The organism is Pseudomonas sp. NFXW11 (assembly GCF_049887815.1).
Classification (GTDB): Bacteria; Pseudomonadota; Gammaproteobacteria; order Pseudomonadales; family Pseudomonadaceae; genus Aquipseudomonas.
In genome coordinates this window covers 33,186-57,583 of the sequence record NZ_JAGEKI010000005.1, presented here as the reverse complement: position 1 = coordinate 57,583, position 24,398 = coordinate 33,186, and the positions used below count along the sequence as shown (strand labels likewise).

The 24,398-nt window shown below is 64.4% G+C and carries 14 protein-coding genes; 10 read left to right on the top strand and 4 right to left on the bottom strand.

Going from position 1 to position 24,398, the window contains the following annotated elements; translation table 11 throughout:
• Positions 1-1,600: 1,600 nt before the first annotated feature.
• The gene (locus tag J4P02_RS09700) at positions 1,601-2,713 is read left to right on the top strand and encodes an acyltransferase family protein (RefSeq protein WP_426189536.1); all 1,113 of its coding nucleotides are present in this window, start codon (positions 1,601-1,603) and stop codon (positions 2,711-2,713) included.
• 421 nt (positions 2,714-3,134) lie between these two features.
• Here the strand turns inward: J4P02_RS09700 and J4P02_RS09695 are convergent, their stop codons facing one another.
• A complete protein-coding gene (locus J4P02_RS09695) occupies positions 3,135-3,425 on the bottom strand; it encodes a hypothetical protein (RefSeq protein WP_426189534.1) in 291 nt (96 codons plus the stop codon).
• A gap of 273 nt (positions 3,426-3,698) precedes the next feature.
• Here J4P02_RS09695 and J4P02_RS09690 point away from each other — a divergent pair, with 273 nt between their 5' ends.
• Together J4P02_RS09690 and J4P02_RS09685 are read left to right on the top strand one after the other, a co-directional pair.
• Positions 3,699-4,619 (top strand): hypothetical protein, encoded by a 921-nt coding sequence (locus tag J4P02_RS09690; RefSeq protein WP_426189532.1) that lies wholly within the window; start codon positions 3,699-3,701, stop codon positions 4,617-4,619.
• Between the two features lie 55 nt (positions 4,620-4,674).
• Complete coding sequence (locus tag J4P02_RS09685; RefSeq protein WP_426189530.1) at positions 4,675-5,067, top strand: VOC family protein; 393 nt, start codon at positions 4,675-4,677, stop codon at positions 5,065-5,067.
• Positions 5,068-5,077: 10 nt separating this feature from the next.
• Here J4P02_RS09685 and J4P02_RS09680 read toward each other — a convergent pair whose 3' ends face one another.
• Positions 5,078-5,989 carry a LysR family transcriptional regulator gene (locus J4P02_RS09680; protein WP_426189528.1) on the bottom strand — a complete coding sequence of 304 codons (912 nt, stop codon included), beginning with the start codon at positions 5,987-5,989 and terminating at the stop codon, positions 5,078-5,080.
• Positions 5,990-6,084: 95 nt separating this feature from the next.
• On the opposite strand from J4P02_RS09680, the gene J4P02_RS09675 reads away from it, so the two are divergent.
• The 6 genes from J4P02_RS09675 (at position 6,085) to J4P02_RS09650 (ending at position 14,940) form a co-directional block, all read left to right on the top strand.
• Entirely contained in the window at positions 6,085-7,281 is a 1,197-nt protein-coding gene (locus J4P02_RS09675) for an MFS transporter (protein WP_426189526.1), read from the top strand.
• Between the two features lie 22 nt (positions 7,282-7,303).
• Positions 7,304-8,128: a hypothetical protein gene (locus J4P02_RS09670; RefSeq protein ID WP_426189974.1), complete on the top strand. Its 825-nt coding sequence runs from the start codon at positions 7,304-7,306 to the stop codon at positions 8,126-8,128.
• A gap of 72 nt (positions 8,129-8,200) precedes the next feature.
• On the top strand, positions 8,201-9,421 hold the full coding sequence (locus tag J4P02_RS09665) for an MFS transporter (RefSeq protein WP_426189524.1): 1,221 nt from the start codon (positions 8,201-8,203) through the stop codon (positions 9,419-9,421).
• A gap of 487 nt (positions 9,422-9,908) precedes the next feature.
• Positions 9,909-10,520, top strand: a complete 612-nt coding sequence (locus J4P02_RS09660; protein WP_426189522.1) for a TetR/AcrR family transcriptional regulator — start codon at positions 9,909-9,911, stop codon at positions 10,518-10,520.
• 122 nt (positions 10,521-10,642) lie between these two features.
• Positions 10,643-11,851, top strand: coding sequence for an efflux RND transporter periplasmic adaptor subunit (locus J4P02_RS09655; RefSeq protein ID WP_426189520.1), 1,209 nt, complete (start codon positions 10,643-10,645; stop codon positions 11,849-11,851).
• Positions 11,848-14,940: an efflux RND transporter permease subunit gene (locus J4P02_RS09650; protein ID WP_426189518.1), complete on the top strand. Its 3,093-nt coding sequence runs from the start codon at positions 11,848-11,850 to the stop codon at positions 14,938-14,940. Before J4P02_RS09655 ends, J4P02_RS09650 begins: the two co-directional genes overlap by 4 nt.
• Positions 14,941-14,944: 4 nt before the next feature.
• Here the strand turns inward: J4P02_RS09650 and J4P02_RS09645 are convergent, their stop codons facing one another.
• Positions 14,945-16,357 (bottom strand): efflux transporter outer membrane subunit, encoded by a 1,413-nt coding sequence (locus J4P02_RS09645; protein ID WP_426189516.1) that lies wholly within the window; start codon positions 16,355-16,357, stop codon positions 14,945-14,947.
• Between the two features lie 49 nt (positions 16,358-16,406).
• Positions 16,407-17,207 (bottom strand): helix-turn-helix transcriptional regulator, encoded by an 801-nt coding sequence (locus J4P02_RS09640; RefSeq protein WP_426189514.1) that lies wholly within the window; start codon positions 17,205-17,207, stop codon positions 16,407-16,409.
• 592 nt (positions 17,208-17,799) lie between these two features.
• Here J4P02_RS09640 and J4P02_RS09635 point away from each other — a divergent pair.
• The gene (locus tag J4P02_RS09635; protein ID WP_426189511.1) at positions 17,800-24,165 is read left to right on the top strand and encodes an amino acid adenylation domain-containing protein; all 6,366 of its coding nucleotides are present in this window, start codon (positions 17,800-17,802) and stop codon (positions 24,163-24,165) included.
• The last annotated feature ends 233 nt before the right edge of the window (positions 24,166-24,398 follow it).

Below are 24,398 nucleotides of genomic sequence, written 5' to 3'. Positions count from 1 at the left end.
TGTCATGATCATCCCAGTGCTTTTCGTCCGCTATCGTTTTCACTCCGTGTCCCTTAGCCACTGTCCCAGAACTGCGCCACCATGAGGCGGGGTAGCCTGTATGGTCTGGACAATGGCTCCAGCGCCACATAGGCATACAACGTATACCCCAGAGGTTCGATCCATTCTTGTGTAACGCCGCTACTGCTGCCTGGCTGACGGGGTTCTGCCGAGCGTCTTGACCGAAAACTATCAATGCCCGTCGATGAGGTACCCTGCGCCGGCGACCGGAAATCATCTGGGGCAATGCCGTCGTCAGCCACAAAGGGCGCTTCCCCCCTGGCTCATGCATCTGCTGGGCCATGGCTCCAGCCTTCACGGTTGCATCACCAAAGAAGACAGCTGTCGTCTGCAAATCTTTAATCTTCTTGGTCGGGGTATTGAAGTCCTTCTCGCCGCATGTGAGACGCTCGAACAGTCAGCCGGGCACAACCAGCTGGCCGCTCGCCTAATTTAGCGATGATATGGATGTTTCTTATGAAGAATGTCAGGGCTCCTTGGTAGTTGTCCGGCGTATTCGACGCTGTGATGAGAGCATGGCGCTAGCCAGCCGCTCTCCCTTTAAGCGGATTTTGGTCCGATATGGATCAACAATTCTTTTCTGGATAGAAATGCACTGATCCTTGATGAATAGCTGCTGTCGTGCCTCGAAAACGACTTGTGACGATGTAGGCTGAACGATATTGCTTATTCAGGATGGCATCCTGTCCGGAGTACGAAGGTTCATGCACTGATACCTGAAAGGTGGTCATCGGGATGACGCTCTTTGAGCACCTGAGCAACCTACATTTGAATAGGATTCGTCACCAACCTACCAGGACTCCTGACATCGAACAGGGCTTTAGCAAGATTGTGGTGGAGATGGATTTCTATCATTTGAGTCGCTAGCCGGTCACTATCGTTGGTTTCTAGGTGGGCTCCCTTCTGAGGTTTGGCTGGCATGAGATTGAAGGTGCTTTGGGGAGGAGGGAGGGTAAGGTGGAACATTGTTATATGTAGGGCTTAGTTTCTAATTGTATTAATTTGAGCTGTCGCGTAATTGCGGCTGCTGCCAGGGTGGTAGTTGGCGTTGAAGTGCGTGTTCTCGAAAAGATAAGTGGTATTAAATTTTGCAATGGTGGTGCAGTTGTTGGTTGGCGATAGCAGATTAAAAGTTAATTCTAAGTGATGCTGCCTGTCCATTAATGCGGGATGCAATGATTGGGTTCAACTTGATAGGGGGTATGATGCAATATTTTATCGGTGGTCAGAGGAACATAAGTTATTAGTGGGGGAGCCTTTTTTATTCACTTGATCTAGTCGTCCGCAACTCCGTATGTGTCACGATGAAGCCACCAAAGCCTAGGGGGTTGAGTCTCTTGGGGGCACTTTAGCTGCCCGTGAGCTAAGAAAATTGACTCTTTGTTTTCAATGATTGACTGGAGAGTTTCAGTCTTGAGAGAGCTGATTTGGGTTGAAGATTAGATGCATTCGTAAGGCGATGCTCTGAAATGTATCGGTTTTGGTGCAATTATCATACGAAATAGTACATAATGCAGGGTCGATGAATAGGGATGCATAGATGTTTTTTACTTCGAAATCGTATGGTGATACTGACTTCATAACAGGTATGCGAGCGTTAGCCGCAATCGCAGTTCTGTTCATTCATACTGGTGGAGCGGGTTTGAGGGAGTTCGGTGGTATGGCGAATAATTTCGTCGACCTTGGGAAATCCGGAGTCTATGTTTTTTTCGTAATATCAGGTTTTAGTGTTGCTCAGTCGTTAGTTACATCGAGTGGTTATTTAGATTATCTAAATAAGCGGATTTGGCGAATTGCACCGCTATATTATTTTTGGATTGTGCTGTCAATCATGCTGTCTGTAACAGCGACCTATTGGCAGAATAAATTTGGGGTTGTCGTGGATGCCTATAATATTATTATGCATTTGGGATTTGTTAGCTTTGCGGATTACAGGATTACAAATTCAATTCTGGGTGTTGAGTGGTCAATTTCGATAGAGGTGTTTTGGTATTTGTTTGTGCCGCTCTTCGTCTTTCTAAGTAGAAATAATATATTGGCACTAGTGATGGTTGTCGCGAGTGCAGCAATCTATGCGATTGCTGTGAAGAATACGAACATACTCCCAGTTCCAGCGGTTGATTCGGCTTTAGCGATGCATTGGAGCCCAGTTCCATATTTATTTAATTTCTGTTTGGGTGTGGCTGCGTTTAGGTTGAGAGCACATTTTCCTCAGTCGTCGAAAATTGGTGATGTTGTACTTTGTGCTACTGTTGCTTTGGTGGTTTTTTATTGTGCTTTTCCGTCATTAGTTAACAAGGTTTTTAGAAATGACTTTTTCCTGATGTCGTTAATTACGTTTGTGCTTATTGTTTTTGGAACCCTTAAGAGCTGTCTGTTCAAGGTTTTTTTGGCTAATAGACCTGTCATGATGCTTGGGGCTATTAGTTATGGGATATATCTTTGCCATATGCCAATAATTAATTTGATCTCGAGGTTGTTCTCTGGTCTGGATGAGTACAGTTTTGCGTTTTTCGCTATAGTCACGATCACGTCATGTTGTATTTCGTTGCTCACCTATCATGTGATCGAAAAGCCAGGTAGCGCGTTCGGAAAAAAGTTTAGTATGTTGCCTTTTTTTGTCCGGGCCAAAACACCTTCTGCTCCGATTTAGATATGTGAAAAAGGGTAAAGACCGCTTCAGCGGGTTTCCTTTGCTGAGAAAAGTCATATCGATTATCAGTGCTTGAACTACTAGGTTTTTATTTTGGAGGTGGGCCTAAGTAGATTGCGTAGTCCGCAGCTTGGTGATGGTCCGCCCATGAGATTAATGCGCGGACCATACCGGGCGAATCTAGGATATTGGTGCAATATCCGACCCAAAAGCTTGGCAGATGGTTATTTTTTATATTGAGGTTCTGACCTTGGCAGGCGCTACAGTCAGGCTAATCGTCGATCAATGGCAGAGAGCCGTTTTCTCGCGAGTGCTGGTCTGGTTGTTGTTCACACCTGCGCTTGCCTTGGGCAAGGAGAGCGTTGAGCGGGTAATAAAAATTTTGGTGAGAGGAATATCCTGACACCAGTTTCTCGATTTTTCAGTGGCTGATGTTGGTATATGAAGGCCATGAATCAAACTTTAGCCAAGTGCAGCAATCGTCCAACTGGCTGGCATCACCCTGCGATGTAAAGCCGCTGTCACCCTCATACCGCAGGTACATCAGCCAGGCATGTTCGCCGTTTCGCAACATGCAGATGCTTGGTCCGTCGGTGATTGACACCCAAAGCTCAAATTGGGGCACTTCATCAAAGCGCTCCAGTGCCTCCCTCAGTTCTTCCCGAGATGTAATGTCTTCAGTGTGCCCATTGAAAAAGATTGATATCGCCATGGTTGACACTCAGTGGTTGGCATACAGAGCAAGGGTTGGTTGCATTTTTCAGCTTCACACGAAGTCGGTTGCACGAGCTGCTGGGGCGCGCCGCGACTCAAACGCCCTCGCGCAATATACTCCGCACAGCCGCGTAGGAATCTGTTGATATAGCAGGCTCTGTGGCCCACCAGCCAACAGGATGTACGGCCGCTGCAATGCCACCGAGCCCTGCAAAGACAGATCGAAAGAGCGGCAACCTTCGCAGCAAATCACATGGATGCTAGAGCAGTAATGAAACGCGACATTATGTTGTTGGCCTGCGCCCTGGCGCTGGCCGTGCCTGCCTGGGCACAAGGCAAGCGACTGATCCCGAGCAGCGAACAGGCCACCGCTGGCTACCTTTCTTCGCAACTGTTGCTCAAGCCCTGTGCGGATATAGGAGCACTGGGGTTCGCCGATGACGAGAATGCGCAGCGCAGCGCCGCCGCCGCACGAAAGGCGCTGCCGGCGGGCACCTGTGCCAATGCTGCCCTGGTGGAAAAACTGTTCAAGGCGCGGTTTCTGCTGAATGCGACACCGGCCATGATCAATGACCCATGGCGGCTCGATCCGCAGATCGTCCGGCAGGAGCAGGCCATCGGTCGATGCCAGGACACTCAGTGCCTGGCGCGGGAACTGGATCGCACAATTGCCGTTCTGTCACCGGTGTACCTCGGTGCCCGGCAACAATGGCCCAGGGGCAAGGGGCTGTGCACTGGCGAACCGGCCGAGACACCTGCCAACAAGGTGCTGGCACTGTTGGCTCCGGATTCAAGTAAAGCGATCACGGACGCATGCGCCGAAGACGAAGTACTTGCGACGACCTGTCGTGGCCCCCATGGCAAGTGGCTGTTTGTCAGCTGTGCCATGAGCGGTAACCAGGTCAATGCCCAGCAATGGCTTTTCCGGGCCAGCAAGACGCCCCCCGAACCGCTGTTTGCGACCGAGGAGGGCCCCCTGGCGGTGCTCGAAACCACCTGCAACAGCATGCCCGACCTGATGACCAGCGCCCGGGTCAGTGTGGGGGAACACTTCCTGAGTTACTACCGTTACGACGGCAAGACGTATCGGCAGGTGTATTCCTATAGCAGTGAATTCGTGGGCACTGATGCTAACGGCAATGATCTGATGATCGCCCTGGGCGGTGTGGACTCCCAGGTGGTTTGTCGATAAGTTGCCCGGCTGGCGCCGCCAGCTGCATGCACACATCAATGAAAGGAATCTCGCGATGAAGTTCGGCTACACCATTGTTTATGTCCCCGATGTCGAAGCCTCGATCCGTTTCTTCGAGCAGGCCTTCGGTTTCTCCCGACGCTTTTTGCATGAGTCCGGCGATTACGGCGAGCTCGACAGCGGCGCCACCACCCTGGCATTCGCCAGTCACGGCCTGGCGCAGTCCCACGGGGAAGGTGGTTATCAGTTCTGCAACCCCGGGCAGAAAGCCCTGGGCATGGAAATCGCCCTGGTTACCGACGACGTGCCCCAGGCACATGCCAAGGCCCTGTCCTTCGGTGCCACTGAGCATGCCGCGGTGCAGCACAAACCCTGGGGGCAGGTGGTGTCCTATGTGCGCTGCCCGGCCGGAATCCTGATCGAACTGTGTACCCCGGTCGGGCAGTGAGCCATTGGCGTCAGCCGCTGTTCGGCTGCGTCCGCTGCAACTCGTCGAGCACCGCCAGAAATGCCTCCACCAATGGGCTGCGGCCTTGCCGACGGGTCAGCACCAGCAACTGCGCGGTGGCCTCGGGGTCGCTGAGGGGCCTGTAGGTCACGCCGTTTTTCGCCAGGGTCTGGGTGCAGCTTGGTACCAGGGCGATGCCCTGGCCGGCGGCCACCAGGGCGATGATCGAGGTGATCTGCCGCCCGCTGGGGCCTGGCCGCAACGGCAGGCCATTGCGCCGGTAGAGTTGCTCGATCGCTTCGTTGAGCCCTGAACCGTAGTCCGCCGGAAACAGGATCAGGGGATACTCGCTGAGCTCGGCCAGGCTCACCTGGTCCCGGGCAGCCAACGGGCTATCACTGGAAATGGCCGCCACCAAGGGCTCGTCCCCCAGGGACAGGGCCTGGATCTCAGGTTGCTCATCGGGGGGCTGCATCCGCCCCATGCCGATATCGATGCGCCCATCGACAATCTGCGACCACTGGCTGACCGAGGCGCCTTCCACCAGGGTCAACTGGACATCGGGAAAGCGCAGGGCAAAGGCCTGCAGCGCCTGGCTGAACAAATCCGAGAGGGCGATCGAGCTGGCGTAGCCCAAAGCCAATTGCCCGGCGCAGCCCTTGGCCAGCTTGCCGGCCATCACCTGAGTCAGTTCCATTTGCTCCAGCACGGCCCGGGCATAGGGCAGAAAGTGCCGGCCTTGGGCCGTAAGCGACACGCTGCGGCTGGTGCGGTCGAACAGGCGAAAGCCCAGCTCGCCTTCCAGGGCCGAGATCTGTCGAGTCAGAGGCGGTTGCGCGAGGTGCAGGCGCTGGGCGGCGCGACCAAAGTGCAGCTCTTCGGCGACGGTCAGAAAGTACCGCAATTTGCGTAGATCGAGCATCCTGTTCCCTGGGTATTGATCGGTCGTAAATCGGTATTGGTCTTGGATCGACGGCGCATTTTATAAAGGCCTCTCGGCATAAAACGAGAGGCTTCATGAATTCGCGTCAGCATAGTGCCCGCAGCGCCCTGTTTCTCTGTGGTTGCGCGGCTTTTCTCAACCTCTATGCCACCCAGGGCATCCTCCAGGAATTGGCCCAGAGCTTCGCCGCCAGCACCCGGGAGGTGGGCTGGAGCATCACCCTCACCACCCTGGCGGTGGCCATTACCGCGCCCTTTGTCAGTCGTTTCAGCGGCGCTTTCCAGCAACGTTCGGTGATAGTGCTGGCGGCCTTGCTCCTGGCCCTGCCGGCGGCGCTGGCAGCCTGTGCCAGCAGCCTCAATCAGTTGCTGGTCTGGCGCTTTGCCGAAGGCATGCTGATCCCGGTGGTATTCGCCACCAGCGTGGCCTATATCGGTCAGCGCTGGAGTGGCGGCAGCGTCACCGAAGTCACCAGCCTGTATGTGGCCGGCACCGTGCTGGGCGGTTTCGCCGGGCGCTTTCTCACGGGTTTGATGACCCAGTACCAGGGCTGGCGCGAGGCCTTTGTACTGTTGGCCGGCCTGAGCCTGCTGCTGGGAGTGGCCATCCACTGGCTGCTGCCGGCCAACCCTGTGCTACCCGTCAGAAGCGTGCCCGGCGGGCTGCGCGAACTGTGCCGCAGGCCGTTGCTGGCCGCCTACGGTGTGGGTTTTTGCGTGCTGTTCTCGCAAGTGGCGACCTTCACCTACGCCGGAATCTACCTCAGCCAGGCACCGTTCGACCTCGGCGCTGCGGCCCTGGGGGCGATCTACACGGTGTTTCTGCTGGCGCTGGTGGTGATACCCATCGCCGGGCGCCTGGGCAAATCTCGGCCCCAGGCTCAATTGCTGGTGGCCTCGGCCCTGCTTGGAGTCAGCGGCTCGGCCCTGACCCTGCTGCCCTCGCTGTGGCTGATCGTGCTGGGCCTGGCCCTGAGCTCCACCGGAGTATTCCTCGCCCAGGCCGCGGCCAACGCCTTCACCACCGCCACCGCGCGGCACAACAAGGCCGGCGCGGTGGGCCTGTACCTGACGTTCTACTACCTGGGAGGCAGCTTCGGCGCCCTGGTCCCGGCGCTGTTCTGGAACCGCTGGGGCTGGCCGGGCTGCGTGGCGCTGATCGTGGTGTTCCAGGTGCTGTCGTGGTTGATCGCCTGGGGCGGCTGGAAGCCGTTGCCGGGAGTGGCGAGCGAGAGCGCTCCGAGTACTTGCAAGCGACACCTGCATCCGTGAACAAGGAGATTTCCAGATGAGCATGAGTGATCTGCTGTGCCAGCAGAGCCAGTTGTTGAAACACCTCGAACCGCTGCTGAACGACATGCCCGCCTGTGCGTTGAAGCACATGTTGTTCGAAGCCTTCTGGAGTGAAGAGGCCGGGCTGGTGAGCATCGAACAGTCCTTCCAGGCTCTCACCGCCATGCGGCCCGAGCCCCAGGCACTGTGCCAATTCTTCGCCAGCTGGTCGTTGACTCATCATCATCTCGGCAGCCTGGCGGGCCTCGGCAACCGCCTGACGTTACTGGCGCGTTCCGGCCCCGACGAATCCGCCGCTGCGCTGTATCGGGCCTGCGGCAGCCTGCAACGGATCACCGACGAGGAGCTGGGGGCGTCAGGCAATACCCCGTATCCGGAGCTGTTCGACAACATGGCCAGTACTATCTGCGGCAGCGATCAGTGGCGCCTGAAGGCCAACAGCCAGCCTTCGGCGCAGATGTTCCGGTACTGGATCGAGGCCCGTTGCCTGCGTGATCGCGACCTGTCCCAGGGGCTGCTGCTGAGCCTGATCCACAGGATCTACAGCCATGGCGAAGCCCGGTTCATCGGCCCCCTGTATCGACAATGGCTGACCCGCGACCTGGGCATGCCGGTGGCGGTGGCCTGGGCTACGGTGGCCTGGGCCAAGGTGCAGGCCGAAGTGGCTCCCAATCAACACTATGTCCACGCCCTAGAGGCTTTGGCCGGTTACGCCGATGCCATGAGCTGCAGCATCAACCAGCACGCAGCGCGGGAAATCTTCGTCCAATACCTGCAGCGCAAAGCCCGGGTCATGCGTGATTGCCTGCAACGGCCAAGCGCCTGAGAGCGCCCCGGCACCTTGTTCACCCACACTGCTCAAGGCTCATTTCACTCGATTGTCCAGGCGGTCCATGCCATGCAAAAACCACAGTCCCAACCCCCGTCGGCCCATGGCGCTATCCGCCGCCGCTCCCTGCTGGCCGGCTGCAGCGCCCATGGGGTACACGACGGCCTGACGGATGTGATCTATGTGCTGCTGCCGATCTGGCAGGCCCAGTTCGCCATGAGCTATGCCCAGGTCGGCCTGTTGCGCGGTGCCTACTCGGGCATGATGGCCGGCTTCCAGTTGCTGGCCAGCCGCGCCGCCAAGCGCTGGGGGCGCGAGCCTCTGCTGGTGGGCGGCACCGCCCTGGCGGGGCTGGCCTACCTGCTGGCGGGGCAGGCCACGGGGCTTGGCGTGCTGCTGCTGGCACTGCTGCTTGGCGGCCTGGGGGCCAGTACCCAGCATCCCCTGGCGTCATCCCTGATCACCGACACCCACGAAGCCGGCGGCGGGGTCAAGGAAGCCCTGTCGCAGTACAACTTTGCCGGTGATATCGGCAAGACCCTGATCCCCGGCCTGGTGGGCCTGTTGCTGACCCTGGTCAGCTGGCGCACCAGCGTCAGCCTGATCGGCCTGCTGGGGCTGGCGGCGGCCTTGTTGCTGTGGTGGCTGATACCGTCCCGGGCCAGCACCCTGGCGATGAATGAACAGGCACCGAAGACGGTCCGGGGCCAGGGCTCGGCCAGCGGCCTGCGCGCGCTGATTCTCACCGGCACCCTGGACAGCGCCGTGCGCATGGGTTTCCTGACCTTCCTGCCGTTCCTGCTCAAGACCAAGGGCGCCGGCACCGCCGGTATCGGCCTGGCCCTGACCCTGCTGTTTGTCGGCGGTGCCTTCGGCAAGCTGTTCTGCGGTTATCTCGGGGCGCGCATAGGCATGATGAAGACCGTGTGGATCACCGAGTCCAGCACCGCCAGCCTGATAGTGCTGGCGGTGTTCCTGCCCTATGGCGGCCTGATGTTGATGTTGCCGTTGCTCGGGCTGGTACTCAACGGCACCTCCTCGGTGCTCTATGGTGCGGTGCCGGACCTGGCCGGCGCCGGCCAGCGCGAACAGGCCTTCTCCTTGTTCTACACCGGCACCATTGGCGGCGGGGCGCTGGCGCCGATGCTGTTCGGCAGCCTGGGCGACAGCATCGGCATTGCCCTGGCGCTGATGGCCCTGTCGGCGACCCTGTTGCTGACATTACCGCTGTCCTGGTCAGTGCAACGGGGCCTGGATGCCGCCCCGGGTTTGTCGGGGCAAGCTGGCTGAGGCTGGAAGGCCTGATGCCAGGGATGATTTATCGAGCGCAGTTTCTACAGTGCGGTTTGATTACTCTGATCATGGCAAGGAACTGGAGAGGCGATATTAAGAATTTTCCTACATACGCCATCTGGATCACTCCCTAGAATCGCCCCCGTTCACCCGGCCTGGGGCCATAGGCAACGCGTCAAGCGGGGCCACTGGTCAGGGTGGACGGCACTTCATCCGGTGCCCATCTGTGCCATGCCCACTGCCTTCTGCAGTGGGTATGGCACTCCCCCAAGCACTCCCGCCACGGCCTGCCGTACGCATTCCTGCACGATTTTTCACACAGATTTACAGCTCGCGGAAAACCTCCGCGCTAGCCTGTGGGCACTGCCTGCAGTTGCACCGGAACGCCCTCGCGGCAAGGGTTGCGGCTGCACCGCGAGGCAATACTAGATCGATCAGTCAGTCTATGAATGCACCGGCAAAGTCCGGGCTATCAAGGTGCCGCATGAGAGTCGCCGATCCGCGCAAGACCGAACTCCGCCGCCAGCAGATCCTCGCCGCAGCCGTCAGCTGTTTCGCCGAGCAGGGTTTCCATTCCACCAGCACCGCGCAGATCTGCGCCGCCGCCGGCATGAGCCCGGGCAACCTGTTTCATTACTTCCCGAGCAAGGCGGCGATCATCGAAGCCATCGCCGAGGAAGACCACCAGGCCATGAGCCGTCTGTTCGCCGAATGGGCCGGCACCGAGCATGCCCTGGACGCCATCGAGGGCATCGCCCTGGCGATGATGCAGGCCAGCAGCGATCCGTTGTTGGCGCGCATCAGCATCGAAGTGGCGGCCGAAGCCACGCGCAATCCGCAGGTGGGCGCGCTGTTCGCCGCCAATGAAGCGCGGGTCAAGGCCGACCTCGCCGCCCTGTTGCGACGTGGCATGGCCGCCGGGCAGATCGACCCGCAGTTGGACCCGGCCATGGCCGCGGTGTGGCTGCTGGCGCTGAGCGAAGGGGCGATTGCCCGGGTGGTGATGGAGGAGGGGTTCCAGCCCCGAGCCCATGAACCGATGTTGCGCCTGATCATCCGCCGCTTCCTTGCGGTGCAGCCGCCCGAACCCGGCTGATCCGCCGCCCGGCAAGGGCCCGTCGGCCCTTGTCGAATTGCCCCAGCACCTCCCGCGCCGGTTTCCGGCCGGAGCCCTGTGCCCGTGATGCGGGCGCCGCTGAACCCTCGAGTAGCCATGCCATGAACCCGATTGCCGCCACCCCCGAACAGCGTCGCGCCGAGCGTTTGCGGCGCCTGGCCAAACACACCCCGCGGCTGTTGCTGGGCACGCTGCTGACCCTGGGCCTGGCGCTGCTGGCCCTGTGGCTGCCGGAAACCCAACTGCCGGAAGGCGGCCCAGAGCAACCGCCGACCATGAAGGTCAGCACTGTGCGGGTGCAGGCCGGGCACGTCGGCCAGCGCGTGTTTATCAGCGGCAACCTGGTGCCGCGGGAAGAGATCGCGGTCGGCACCGCCCTGCAGGACCAGCGCCTGGCCTCGATCCAGGTGGAGGAGGGCGACCGGGTCGAAGCCGGGCAAGTCCTGGCGCAACTGGAAACCGTCAATCTCGATGCCCAGGTGCGCCAGGCCGAGGCCGCGCTCGCTCGGGCGGCGGCGCTGATTCGTCAGCAGCAGGCCCTGAGCGCCGAAGCCCGGGCCAGCCACCAGCGCCTGGAGCAACTGGGCGGCATCGGCGCCGCCAGCGCCCAGCAAGTGGACCAGCAACGGGCCCAGGCACGTTCCACCCAGGCCGCCCTGGCGGCGGCCCAAGCCGAGCAGGCCCAGGCCCAGGCGCAACTGGCGGATGCCCGGGCGCAACGGCAGAAGGCCACGCTGCTGGCCCCGGTGGCCGGGGTGGTGTCCGAGCGCCTGGCCCGGGTCGGTGCCTTGAGCGGTGCCGAGCCGCTGTTCCGGCTGATTCGCGACAACCAGCTGGAACTCGACGGCGAGCTCAGCGAAAGCGCCTTGCGCGCCCTGCAGGTCGGCACTCGGGTGCCGGTCCAAGTGGTCGGGTTGGCAACCCCGGTGGCCGGGCAGGTGCGCCTGCTGGCGGCCAAGGTCGACCCCGCCAGCCGCCGTGGCCGGGTGCGCATCACCCTGGCCGAGCAGCCCGGGTTGCGCGCCGGCAGTTTCGCCAGCGCCAGCCTGGAACTGCCGCAGCAGACCCCGGGCCTGGTGCTGCCGCAACGGGCCCTGACCTTTGCCAGTGACGAGCAGGCCTCGGTGGTGGTGCTGGACGAGGCGGGTAACGCCAGCCTGCGGCAGATCAGGGTTGGCCAGCGTGACGGCAGCCAGGTGCAGGTGCTGTCCGGGCTGGTGGAGGGCGAGCGGGTGGTAGCCCGGGCCGCGGCCTTCGTGCGTGACGGCGACCAGGTGCGCCTGGCCGACGATGAGGAGCTGCAGCCATGAGCCTGGGTATTTCTTCCTGGGCGATCCGCCGGCCGATCCCGACCCTGGTGCTGTTCCTGGTGCTCAGCGTGGCCGGCTGGCTGTCTTTCCTGCAGTTGCCGATCAATGCCAACCCCCGGGTGGATTTCCCGGTGATCACGGTGCTGGTGTCCCAGGTCGGTGCGGCGCCCACCGAGCTCGAGCATGGGGTGACCCTGCGGGTCGAGCGCGCGGTGTCTGGCCTGGCCGGTATCCGCCACATCAGCTCCACGGTGGCCGACGGCATCTCGGTAACCACCGTGGAATTCCAGCTGGGGATCGACCCCGGGCGCGCCGCCAACGATATCCGCGATGCCATCGCGCTGATCCGCGCCGACCTGCCGCAGACCATCGAAGAACCGATGATCACCCGCATCGATGTCGAAGGCGGGGCGATCCTCAACTACTCGGTCAAGGGCAGTGCGCGGTCCCTGGTGGCGCTGTCCTGGTTCGTCGACGACACCCTGAGCCGCGAACTGCTGGCGCTGCCCGGGGTGCAGAAGGTGCAGCGCCTGGGCGGGGTCGAGCGCGAGGTCAAGGTCGAGCTGCTGGCCGAGCGCCTGCAAGCCCTGGGCATCAGCGCCGAGCAGGTCAATGCACAACTGCTGCAGAGCAATATCAACCTGCCTGGCGGGCGCACCCGGCTGGGCAACAGCGAACAGTCGATCCGCACCCTGGGCAGCGCGCTGACGGTAGAGGCCCTGGGCAGCATGCCGATCGCCCTGGCCGAGGGCCGCTGGGCGCGCCTGGAGGAGCTGGCCAGGGTCCACGATGGTGCCAGCCAGGCCCGCTCCCAGGCACGCCTGGACGGCGAGGAAGTGGTGGGTTTCGCGGTATTTCGCGCCAAGGGCTCCAGCGACACCCAAGTCGCCGCCGCGGTGCAGGCGACCATCGCGCGCCTGCAACAGCAGCATCCGGACCTGGAAATCCGCCCGCTCTGGTCCTCGGTGGACTACACCCTGGCCAGCTACGACGCCACGCTGATGACCCTGATCGAAGGGGCGCTGCTGACCGTGCTGGTGGTGTTCATCTTCCTGCGCAACTGGCGCGCCACCCTGGTGGCCGCCATTGCCCTGCCGCTGTCGATCCTGCCGACCTTCGCCGTGATGGCGCTGCTGGGCTATTCGCTGAACAGCATCACCCTGCTGGCCCTGACCCTGGTGATCGGCATCCTGGTGGACGACGCCATCGTCGAGATCGAGAACATCGAGCGTCACCTCGACCAGGGCAAGCGCCCCTATCAGGCGGCCATCGATGCCAGCGACGCCATCGGCTTTGCCGTGGTGGCGATCACCGCGACGATTGTCGCGGTGTTCCTGCCGGTGAGCTTTATCGGCGGCTTTGTCGGCCAGTACTTCACCCCCTTCGGTATCACCGTTTCCGCGGCGGTGCTGGCCTCGCTGCTGGTGGCGCGGCTGGTGACGCCGCTGCTGGCGGCCTACCTGCTGCAACCCAAGGCAGCGGGCACCGCTCATGCTGCAGCGCCCCCCGGTCGCTGGCTGGCCGGCTACCTGCGGCTGCTGGAGTGGGCCCTGCGCCACCGGCGCAGCAGCCTGGGGCTGGCCGCGCTGTTCCTGCTCGGCTCCCTGGCCCTGGTGCCGCTGCTGCCTTCGGGCTTTATGCCGGTCAACGACCTGAGCCTGAGCCGGATCGATGTCGCCCTGCCGCCGGGCACGCCCCTGGCTCGCACCGACCAGGTGCTTGCCAGCATGGCCGGGCAACTGCGCCAGCGTCCCGAAGTGCTCTCGGTGTTCGCCACCGCCGGCGGCGAGGATGCCTCCGGGGCCACCGATGTCGCCACCGGCCAACTGCTGGTGCGCCTGCTGCCGGCGCACCAGCGCGAACTCAGCCAGAAAGCCTTCGAGCAATCCCTGCGGCCGCTGCTCGATGGCTTTGCCGACCTGCGCTACGCCTTTCGTGGCGAAACCGCCGCGCGGGACCTGTCGATCATCCTGGTGGGGCCCGACGGCCCGCTGCTGAGCCAGGCCGCCCATGCCCTGCAACGGCAGATGCGCGGCCTCCAGGGCATCGCCAATGTGCAGGTCAACGAACCTTTGGCGCGCCCGGAGCTGTTGATCCAGCCACGCCTGGACGAAGCCGCCCGGGCCGGGGTCAGCGCCCAGGCCATCGGCGATGTGGCGCGCATCGCCACGGTGGGCGAGATCAACGCCAGCTCGGCGCGCTTCAATTTCCACGACCGCCAAGTGCCGATCCGGGTGCTGATGCCGCTGATCGAACAGGGCGACCTCAACGCCCTGGGCAACCTGGGTGTGGGCAGCGCCAGCGGCGCGGTGCTGCCGTTGAGCGCCGTGGCCGATATCGGCTACGGCAGCGGCCCGGCGCGGATCGAGCGTTTCGCCAGGTTGCGCCGGGTGTCGGTGGATGCCGACCTGGCCGGGCTCAGCCTGGGCGCGGCGCTGGCGGCCATCGAGCAACTGCCGGCCTTGCAGCAGCTGCCCGAAGGCGTGCGCCGGGTCGAGTACGGCGATGGCGAGTACATGAACGAGATGTTCGACAAGTTCGGCCTGGCCATGACCCTGGGCATCATGATGGTGTTCGCGGTGCTGGTGCTGCTGTTCCGCGATTTCCTGCAACCCCTGACCATCCTCAGCGCCTTGCCGCTGTCCATCGGCGGGGCCATTGGCGGCCTGCTGCTGTATGGCGCGGCCATCGACCTGCCGGTGGTCATCGGCCTGTTGATGCTGATGGGCATCGTCACCAAGAACTCGATCCTGATGGTGGAGTTCGCCATTGAAAAACGCCGCGCCGGGCTGTCCCGGCACCAGGCGTTGATCCAGTCCGGGGCCGAGCGCGCACGGCCGATCATCATGACCACCCTGGCGATGATCGCCGGCATGGTCCCGGCGATGCTGGTCAGCGGTGCCGACGCCGGGTTCCGCGCGCCGATGGCGGTGGCGGTGATCGGCGGGCTTGTCACCTCGACCCTGCTCAGCCTGGTGCTGGTGCCGGTGCTGTTCAGCTACCTCGACGACCTTAACCAGTGGCTGGCGCCACGCCTGGCGCGGCTGACCTCGGTCACCGCCGAGGATCGTGCCGCCGCTCGGCCCTGAGCGGCTAGCGATTGCGCGCCAGGTGCGGCTGCGTTTCCCAGGCGCCGCCCAAGGCCCGGTACAGATCGACCTCCGCCAGCAACTGTGCCAGGCGGTCGTTGATCAGGCCCTGCTGGGCACTGAACAGCGAGCGCTGGGCGTCGAGAAACACCAGGTTGCTGTCCACGCCGATGCGATAGCGGTGCTCGGCCAGGTCGTAGTACTGCTGGCTGGCCTGCACCAGGTTGTCCTGGGCGTTGAGTTGCTGGTGGTAGGTCTGGCGCGCGGCGAGGCCGTCGGCCACTTCCTGGAAGGCGGTCTGGATGGCCTTTTCGTACTGCGCCACACCGATGTCCTTCTGCAGCCGGGCGTAGTCCAGGCTGGCCCGCAGGTTGCCGGCATTGAAGATCGGCAGGCTGATCTGCGGCTGGAAGGTCCAGGCCCCGGCACCGCCCTTGAACAGCCCCGACAGCTCCTTGCTGCTACTGCCGGCGTTGGCGGTCAGGCTGACACTGGGGAAGAACGCCGCCCGCGCCGCGCCGATATTGGCGTTGGCCGCCTGCAACTTGAACTCCGCCTGGAGAATGTCCGGGCGGCGCTGCAACAGGCTCGACGGCAGCCCGGCCGGCACCCGGGCCAGCATCTCCTCGGCCAGCGGGCGCGGTGGCAGGTCGGCGGGCAGCGGCGCGCCCACCAGCAGGGTCAGGTTGTTCAGGTCCTGGGCCACCTGGCGCTGATAGCGGGCCAGGCTGGCACGGGCGCTGTCGACGCTGGTGCGGGCCTGGGCCAGGTCCAGGGCCGAGACCTTGCCGGCGCTGCTGTTGCGTGCGGTCAGGCGCAGGCTCTGCTGGTAGGTGTCGAGGGTCTTGGCGCTGAGTTCCAGCAACTGCTGGTCGGCGCACCAGGTCAGGTAGGCACTGGCGACATTGGCCACCAGGCTCAATTGGGTGCTGCGCCGGCCTTGCTCGCTGGCCAGGTAAGTCAGTAGCGCCTGCTGGCTGAGGCTGCGCACGCGGCCGAAGAAATCCAGCTCATAGGCGCTGATGCCCAGGTTCGCCGCGTAGCTCTGGCTGATCAGCGCCTTGCCGCCGGTCATCTGCTCCGGCAGGCGCTGGCGCTTGCCGGACACCCCGGCGGTCACCGCCGGCAGCAGGTCGGCACGCTGGATCCGGTACTGGGCCTGGTAGGCGGCCACATTCAGGGCCGCCACCCGCAGGTCGCGGTTGTGCTCCAGGGCGCTGTGGATCAACTGCTGCAGCAAGGGGTCCTGGAACAGACCCTGCCAGTCGCTGCCCGCAGTCCCGCTGGCTGCGGTATCGGCCGCGGCCGAGGGGTACTGCGCGGGTACCGGCGCCTCTGGGCGCTGGTAGTCGGGAGTCAGCGAGCAGCCCCCCAGGGCCAGCACCAGGGTCGCCAGGAACAGTGGGGAGTGACGCATGGATCAGCCTCGTGACAGGGCCGCAACGCCAGGGGGGCGCCGCGGGGTTTCAGGCGCCCACCATCCATTTGGCCAGGCCGTGACGGCCACTGACCCCGAGCTTGGCGGCGGCGCGCTTGAGATAGGTTTCGATGGAGCTGTTCTTGACGCTCAGGCGCTGGGCCATTTCCGGCACAGTGCCACCGGTCAGCAGCCCCAGGCACACCTCTTTTTCCCGCGCCGAGAGGTTGATGTCGCCCAGTGACAGGCGCTCGTCGAACTCCCGTTGCAGCGGGCTGCGCTGGCGTCCGTCCAGCGGCTGCACGCTCCAGCTGCGCAGTTGCTTGAGGGCCTGTTGCCGATGGAGTTGGGCATGGCGTTCCAGCAGCGGCAGCAAGGTCGCCGAGAGGCTCTTGAGAAACGACAGTTCGGCCAGGGAAAAACCGCCCTGGCTGCCGGCACGGTAGAGGGTGATGACACTGCGGCGGTTGGCCTTGCGCGACACCAGGTGGCACTGGTGCGGCGTCTGGCGCGCATCCCGGCCACGGGCCTGGGCATTCATCTGGATCAACAGTGAGTCGTCCATGTCCAGCATCTTGTGCAACAGCGGGTCATGCCGGCGCGGTGGCTCGGGCAGCGGCAGGTCGTCCTGCAGCCCGGCGCGGCCGAGCACGGTGATCTCCAGGGAACAGGCTTGAGGCTCGTCGAGGGTCCATTCGCTGAGCACCAGCTGATTCACCGGCACCAACTGGTTCACCAGATGCAGCATCTTCGCGGCGAATCGGCCCTGGCCGGTGCTGGAAATCAATTGCCCCAGCTCCAGGTAGAAGTGTGGGGTTTCCATGGGGGTGATACTGCGGGTCGGATTCATATCCTTATCATCCTTGATCAAGACAGATCGCTATCGAAACGGGCTGGTCGCGGCGATGCGCGCCAGTTTGCTGATGAACCTGATCCGGTCCCAGGGGATGGATTTAAGCCTATGCGGTGATGGGGCGTCTGTAGGGGGTAACCGGGACACCCCGGGCCATGCCGACCCTGGCGAAGGCTCTGCGCCGGGGTCGTGCAGGGCCGGCCAGGGCCCGCAGGCGTTCGCTCCGGGCCCGCTGCGGGGGCTGGCGCCAGGGGATTGGGGGGCAGGGTAGGCAAAGCCGATTCTGGTCAGGAGCCTCGTCTACGGATAGTCAATTTCCTACAGCCAAATCAGCTGATCCGCAGCACCGGGTAGCAGTGCCCGGGCACGCGCTGCCAAGGCCGCCGGCCCAGGCCCGGCGGGCCCCCGGACTGTCCGGGTTTCGGGTGACATACAGGGTAGGGGGGCGATGCTTAAATCCGCGGACGCCGGTGTCCGGGCCATCACATGAGAAGGATCTTATGACGCGTGTATCTGCCACCACCCTGAGCGATCCGATCGCCCCCTCCATGTCTGCCAGCCTGGTTTCCCGTGCCGCCCGGGTGCCCTCATGAACGCCGCGCCAAACCGGGCCCAGGGCCTGCCGCTGACCAGCGGCCAGCGTGATATCTGGCTCGACCAACTCAGCCGTGGCGACTCGCCGCTGTACAACATCGGTGGTTACGCCGAGCTCAAGGGGCCGTTCCGGCCCGAGCTGATCGAGGCCGCCGTGGAGTTGCTGATTCGCAAGCACGATGCGCTGCGCACGCGGCTGTCGCTTGAAGGCAGCAGCGATGGCCTGCCCCTGCAGTACTTCGACCACGACGGCCCGCTGCCGCTGGTGTTCCACGACCTGAGTGGCGTGGATGATCCACTGGCCAGCGCCCAGGCGCAGGTGCGCGCGCAGATGCAGCAGCCCTTTGCCCTCGATGGCCAGTACCTGTGCCGCTTTTCCCTGTTCCGCCTGGGCCCCGAGCATCACCTGATGCAGTCCGAGATCCACCACCTGATTCTCGATGGCTGGGGTTTTGCCCAGCTGTCGCAATCCCTGAGCCAGCTCTACAGCGCCCTGGCGCGGAGCGAGCAGCCCGACATCCAGGCGCCGTCCTTTGTCGACTTCATCGACGACGACGAGCGCTACCAGCAGTCCAGCCGCTATGCCCGCGACCGCGACTACTGGCTGGCCAAGTACCGCAGCCTGCCGGAGCCGCTGTTGCGTCCGCGCTACCCGGCGCCGGCCGCCGGCAGCACGCCGGGCGCGGCCCTGGTGCAGGCCTTCCCGGCGCAACTGCATGAGCGCATGAAAGCCCTGGGTCGCAGCGCCGGCGCCTCGGCCTTCCATGTGCTGCTGGCGGCGCTGCATGTCTACTTCACCCGCAGCCACCAGCGTGAAGAATGGGTGCTGGGGATGCCGGTGCTGAACCGGCCCAATGCCGCCTTCAAGGTGACCATCGGCTCCTTCACCCAGGTCAGTGCGGTGCGCATGGATTTCCCCCGCGAGCTGAGCTTCGAGGCCCTGGTGGGGGCGGTGCGCGACGTGCTGAAACAGGATTTTCGCCATCAGCGCTTCCCCTTGAGCGAACTCAATCGGGCCCTGGGCCTGCTGCGCGAAGAACGCGGGCAGTTGTTCGAGCTGTCGCTGTCCTATGAGCTGGAAGACCTGCAGTACCGCTACGGCGAGGCGGCGGCCTCTTCGGTGAAGGTGTCCAACCGCCACGAGCCCACGCCCCTGGCCATCCACCTGCGCAGCAACAGCTTCGATGACAGCGCCTGGATGCACTACGTCTACGATGCGCGGTTTTTCCAGGCCTGGGAGATCGAGGCCCTGGCGGCCGGGTTGATCCATGTGCTGGAGCAGGGCCTGGAACAGGTCAGCCTGTCGGCGGCGCAGTTCTCGCTGCTCTGCCAGGAACAGGCAACGCGCCTGCAAGCCTGGAACGCCACCGCCCGGGCCCCGGCTGCCGAACAGCGGATTCACGCCCGGGTCGCCGCCCGGGCCAGCGCCACGCCCCAGGCGATTGCTCTGGTGGACGGCGAACAGCGCCTGAGCTACCAGCAGCTCGACCAGCGGGCCAATACCCTGGCGCTGCAGTTGCAACAGCTGGGGGCCGGCCCCGACCAGCGCGTGGCGATCGTCGCCCGGCGCAGCCCGCAAACCCTGGTGGGCCTGCTGGCGATACTCAAGGCCGGGGCGGCCTATGTGCCAATCGATCCGGCCCATCCGCCCGAGCGCCTGGCCTACCTGCTGGAGGACTGCGCGCCGCTGGCGGTGCTGACGCAGAGCCACTTGCGCCAGCAACTGCCGCCGCTGAAGGTGCCCCTGCTGGAACTCGACAGTGCCGCCTGGCAGCAGGGCACGGCGCAGGCGCCACAGGTGCCGGGGCTGACCGCGCGGCACCTGGCCTATGTGATCTATACCTCGGGCTCCACCGGCGAGCCCAAGGGCGTGATGGTCGAGCACCAGAGCCTGTCGAGCCTGGTGGACTGGCACTGCCAGGCCTTCGACCTGCAGCCCGGCCGGCATACCTCGAGCCTGGCCGGTTTCGGTTTCGATGCCATGGCCTGGGAGGTCTGGCCGACCCTGTGCGCCGGTGCCAGCCTGCACCTGGCGCCGCTCGGCGAGGATCGCGAAGACCTCGATGGGCTGCTCGCCTGGTGGCGCGCCCAACCCCTGGATTCGAGTTTCCTGCCGACCCCGGTGGCCGAGTACCTGTTCAGCCAGGGGCTGGGCCATCCGACCCTGCGCAGCCTGCTGATCGGCGGTGATCGCCTGCGCCAGGCCCCTGCGGCGCAACGCTTTGCCCTGGTCAACAACTACGGCCCCACCGAAGCCACGGTGGTGGCCACCTCCGGGCTTATCGAGGCCGGCCAGGCGCTGCATATCGGCCGGCCCATCGCCAACACCCGGGTCTACCTGCTGGACGCGCAGCAGCGCCCGCTGCCTATCGGCTGCGTCGGCGAGCTGTATATCGGCGGCGGCGGGGTGGCCCGGGGCTATTTCCAGCGCGCGCAATTGACTGCCGAGCGCTTCCTCGACGACCCCTTCAGCGAACAGCCCGGGGCGCGCATGTACCGCACCGGCGATCTGGCTCGCTGGCGGGCCGACGGCAACCTGGAGTACCTGGGGCGTAACGATGATCAGGTGAAGATCCGCGGCCAGCGCATCGAGCTGGGGGAAATCGAAACTCGCCTGGGCGCCCATCCGGCGCTGCAAGAGGCCCTGGTGCAGGTGTGCGACGGGCAACTGGTGGCCTGGTTCTGCGCCCGTGAAGCGCTGGCGCCCAGCGAGCTGCGAGATTACCTGCGCCAGCACTTGCCGGAATACATGCTGCCCTCGGCCTATGTCCGGCTCAGCGCGCTGCCGCTGACCGCCAATGGCAAGCTGGACCGCAAGGCGCTGCCGGTGCCGGGCCCCGAGGCCCTGGTCAGCCGCGTCTACGAGGCCCCGCGAGGGCCTGTGGAAAGGGTGCTGGCCGAACTCTGGGCCGAGGTGTTGCAGGTGCCCCAGGTGGGGCGTCACGACCACTTTTTCGAACTGGGCGGGCACTCGCTGTCGGCCCTGCAACTGATCCAGCGCATGGGCCAGGCAGGGCTGGTGGCTGATGTGCGGGTGCTGTTCGGGCAACCGACCCTGGCCAGCCTGGCGGCAGCGGTGCAGGACCGCCAGCCGTTGTCGATCCCGGCCAACCGGGTGCCGGCCGACTGCCGGCAGATCACTCCGTCGCTGCTCAGCCTGGTGACCCTGGAGCAGGCCGTGATCGACCAGGTGCTGCAAGGCATTCCCGGCGGCGCGGCCAATGTGCAGGAAATCTACCCCCTGGCGCCCTTGCAGGAAGGCCTGCTGTATCACCACATGACCTTTGCCGAGCAGGACCCCTACCAGCAGCACGCGCTGTTCGCCTTCAGCAGTCGGCAGGCCCTGGAGGATTTCACCCAGGCCCTGCAGGCGCTGATCCAGCGCCACGACATCCTGCGCACCAGCCTGGCCTGGGAAGCCCTGGACACGCCGTTGCAGGTGGTCTGGCGCCAGGCCCCGATGGGGGTGGAGGAGTTTGTGCCGGGCGCTGCGGGCGGTTCGCTGCTGGAGCAGTTGCGCCAGCACTACGGGCCACGGCAGCGGCCGCTGGATCTGCGCCAGGCGCCGCTGCTGGCCCTGGCCTGGGCCTTTGACCCGCAACACCAACGCTGGATCGCCATGCTGCGCTTCCATCACCTGGTCAATGACGCCACCTCCACCGCTGTGCTGCTGAAGGAGATCGCCGCCCATATGCGTGGCCAGCCGCCCCAGCAACCGGCCTTCGCCTACCGCGACTACGTGGCCCGCACCCGCCTGGGGCAGGCCGACCATGCAGAGTTCTTCCGCGACTACCTGGCCGGGGTCGATGCGCCGACCCTGGCCTTCGAACTGCCCGAGCGCCTGGGTGATCAGGCTGGCCTGCAAGAGGCCGGCAGCCTGCTGGATGCCGAGCTGAGCCAGCGCCTGCGGGCCCAGGCACAGCAGCATGGCGTCAGTGCCGCCAGCCTGTTCCACCTGGCCTGGGGCCTGCTGCTGGGCCGCAGTTGCGGCCGCGAGGACCTGCTGTTCGGCACCGTACTGCTGGGGCGCATGCAGGCCGGCCCGGGGGCCGACCAGGCCCTGGGCTTGTTTATCAATACCCTGCCGCTGCGCCTGCAACTGGCGGGGCAGAGCGTGGTCGATGCCCTGCGCCAGACCCAGCAGCGGCTCAGCGCACTGCTGGCCCACGAGCATGCGCCGCTGTCCCTGGTGCAGCGCTGCAGCGCGGTGGCGGCACCAACGCCACTGTTCAACGCCTTGCTCAACTACCGGCATGGGCTCGACGCCGGGGCCGTGCTGCCGCCAGAGGTGCGACTGCTCGGCAGCCAGGAAGTGGCCAGCTACCCGCTGATGCTGGCGGTGGATGACCTCGACCGAGGCTTTCGCCTGGGCACTCGGGCCCCACGGCGGATCGGCGCGCAGCGCCTGCTGGACTACCTGGAGTGCGCCCTCACGGGCCTGCTGCAAGCTTTGGAACAGGCGCCGCAAACCCTGCTGCAGAGCCTGCCTATCCTGCCCCCCGACGAGGCCCGGCACCTGCTGCTGGAACTCAATGACACGGCCTGCGACTACCCTCGCGAGCTGACCCTGCACGGGCTGTTCGAGGCCCAGGTGCGGCGTACCCCCGAAGCCATTGCGCTGCAGGCCGGCGAGCAACGGCTGAGCTATGCCCAGCTCAATCGGCGGGCCAACCAGCTGGCCCATCAACTGCGCGAGCAGGGCGTGGGCCCGGATGTGCGCGTGGCGATCTGCGTCGAGCGCAGCCCAGAGCTGCTGATCGGCCTGCTGGGCATTCTCAAGGCCGGTGGTGCCTACGTGCCGCTGGACCCGCAATACCCCACCGAGCGCCTGCGCTACCTGCTGCAAGACAGCCATCCGCGGGTGCTCTTGGTGCATCAGCCGACCCGCGAGCTGCTGCGCAGCGAGGACCTGGCCCTGCTGGATTTCGACCGCAGCACCTGGCAGCACCAGAGCGAGGACGATCCGCAGGTGCCGGGGTTGAGGGTTTCGCACCTGGCCTATGTGATCTACACCTCGGGCTCCACCGGCACGCCCAAGGGGGTGATGGTGGAGCACCGCGGCCTGGGCAACCTGATGCACTGGGGCGCCCAGCTGTGTCCGCACTCGGCGGGCGGCACTCTGCTGCAGAAGGCCCCGTTCAGCTTCGACGGCTCGGTGTGGGAGCTGTTCTGGCCCCTGGTCAGCGGCATGCGCCTGCTGCTGGCGCGGCCCGGTGGCCAGCGCGACCCGGCCTACCTGGCGCAGTTGGTGATGGAGCAACAGGTGAGCATGATCAAGTTCGTGCCGGCGATGCTCCTGCAGTTCCTGCAATTGCCCGAGTCGGCGCAGTGCCACAGCCTTCGCGAGGTGTTCTGCGGCGGTGGCGAACTCACCGCGGCGATTGCCGGGCTGTTCCGCCGACGCCTGCCCTGGGCCCGGCTGCATAACGTCTACGGGCCCACCGAGGCCACGGTGGACAGCAGCTTCTGGACCCTGGAACCCGGGGCACCGCTGCCGCCGGGGCAATTGCCGATCGGCCGCGCCATCAGCAACACCCGGCTGTATGTGCTGGATGCCCACGACCAGCCGGTGCCGCGGGGTGTCAGTGGCCAATTGCATATCGGCGGGGTCGGGGTCGCCCGAGGCTACCTGGGCTTGCCGCAGCTGCAGGCCGAGCGCTTTATCGACAGCCCGTTCGTGGCCGGCGACCGGCTCTATCGCACCGGCGACCTGGTGCGCTACGACGCCGACGACAACCTGCAGTTCCTCGGTCGCAACGATTTCCAGGTCAAGCTGCGCGGCCTGCGCCTGGAGCTGGGGGAGATCGAGGCAGGCCTGGCCGAACATCCGGCCTTGCGTGAAGTGGCGGTGCTGCTGCGCAACGAGCGCCTGGTGGCCTACTTCAGCCTGCATGCCGGGGTGCCGGCGCCGGGCATCGAGGCCCTGCGCAGCCATATGCTGGAACGCCTGCCGGAGTACATGTTGCCGGCGGCCTTCGTGCAGCTTGACGCGCTACCGCTGAGCGCCAACGGCAAGCTTGCGCGCGAGGCGTTGCCCGAGCCCGGGGCCGAAGCCTTGCTCAGCCGCGCCTACGAGGCGCCCCAGGGCGAACTGGAAAACACCCTGGCTAGGCTCTGGGCCGAGGTGCTGCAGGTTGAACGAGTGGGGCGCCACGACCACTTCTTCGAGCTGGGCGGACACTCCCTGCTGGCGGTCAGCCTGGTGGCGCGCATGCACCAGGAGGGCCTGCACACCGATGCCCGGCTGCTGTTCAGCCAGCCGACCCTGGCGGCGCTGGCCAGCCACACCCGGGAAGGTTCCCAGCGCCTGCAGATTCCCGCCAACGGCATCCCCCAGCTCAAGCGCCAGCGGCGCCTCTGAACCCCGCGCCGGGCGCCGGCTGCAAGGCCGACGCATGGCGTGGCGGGCCTGCGGGACAGGCCGGGAGATTGTCCCGGCTTCCCCCGCCAGACAGTCCACAACGGATGTTCTAGCGTCTCACGGCTGGCGCGAATCCCGGCGGCCGTGCCGTTCCCAAGCGCCTGCCGGCCGCTGCCATTTGGCGCAGCGGGCGGCCTCGGCAACGTGCAGTTTTTCCTTCCACCCATGGCGAA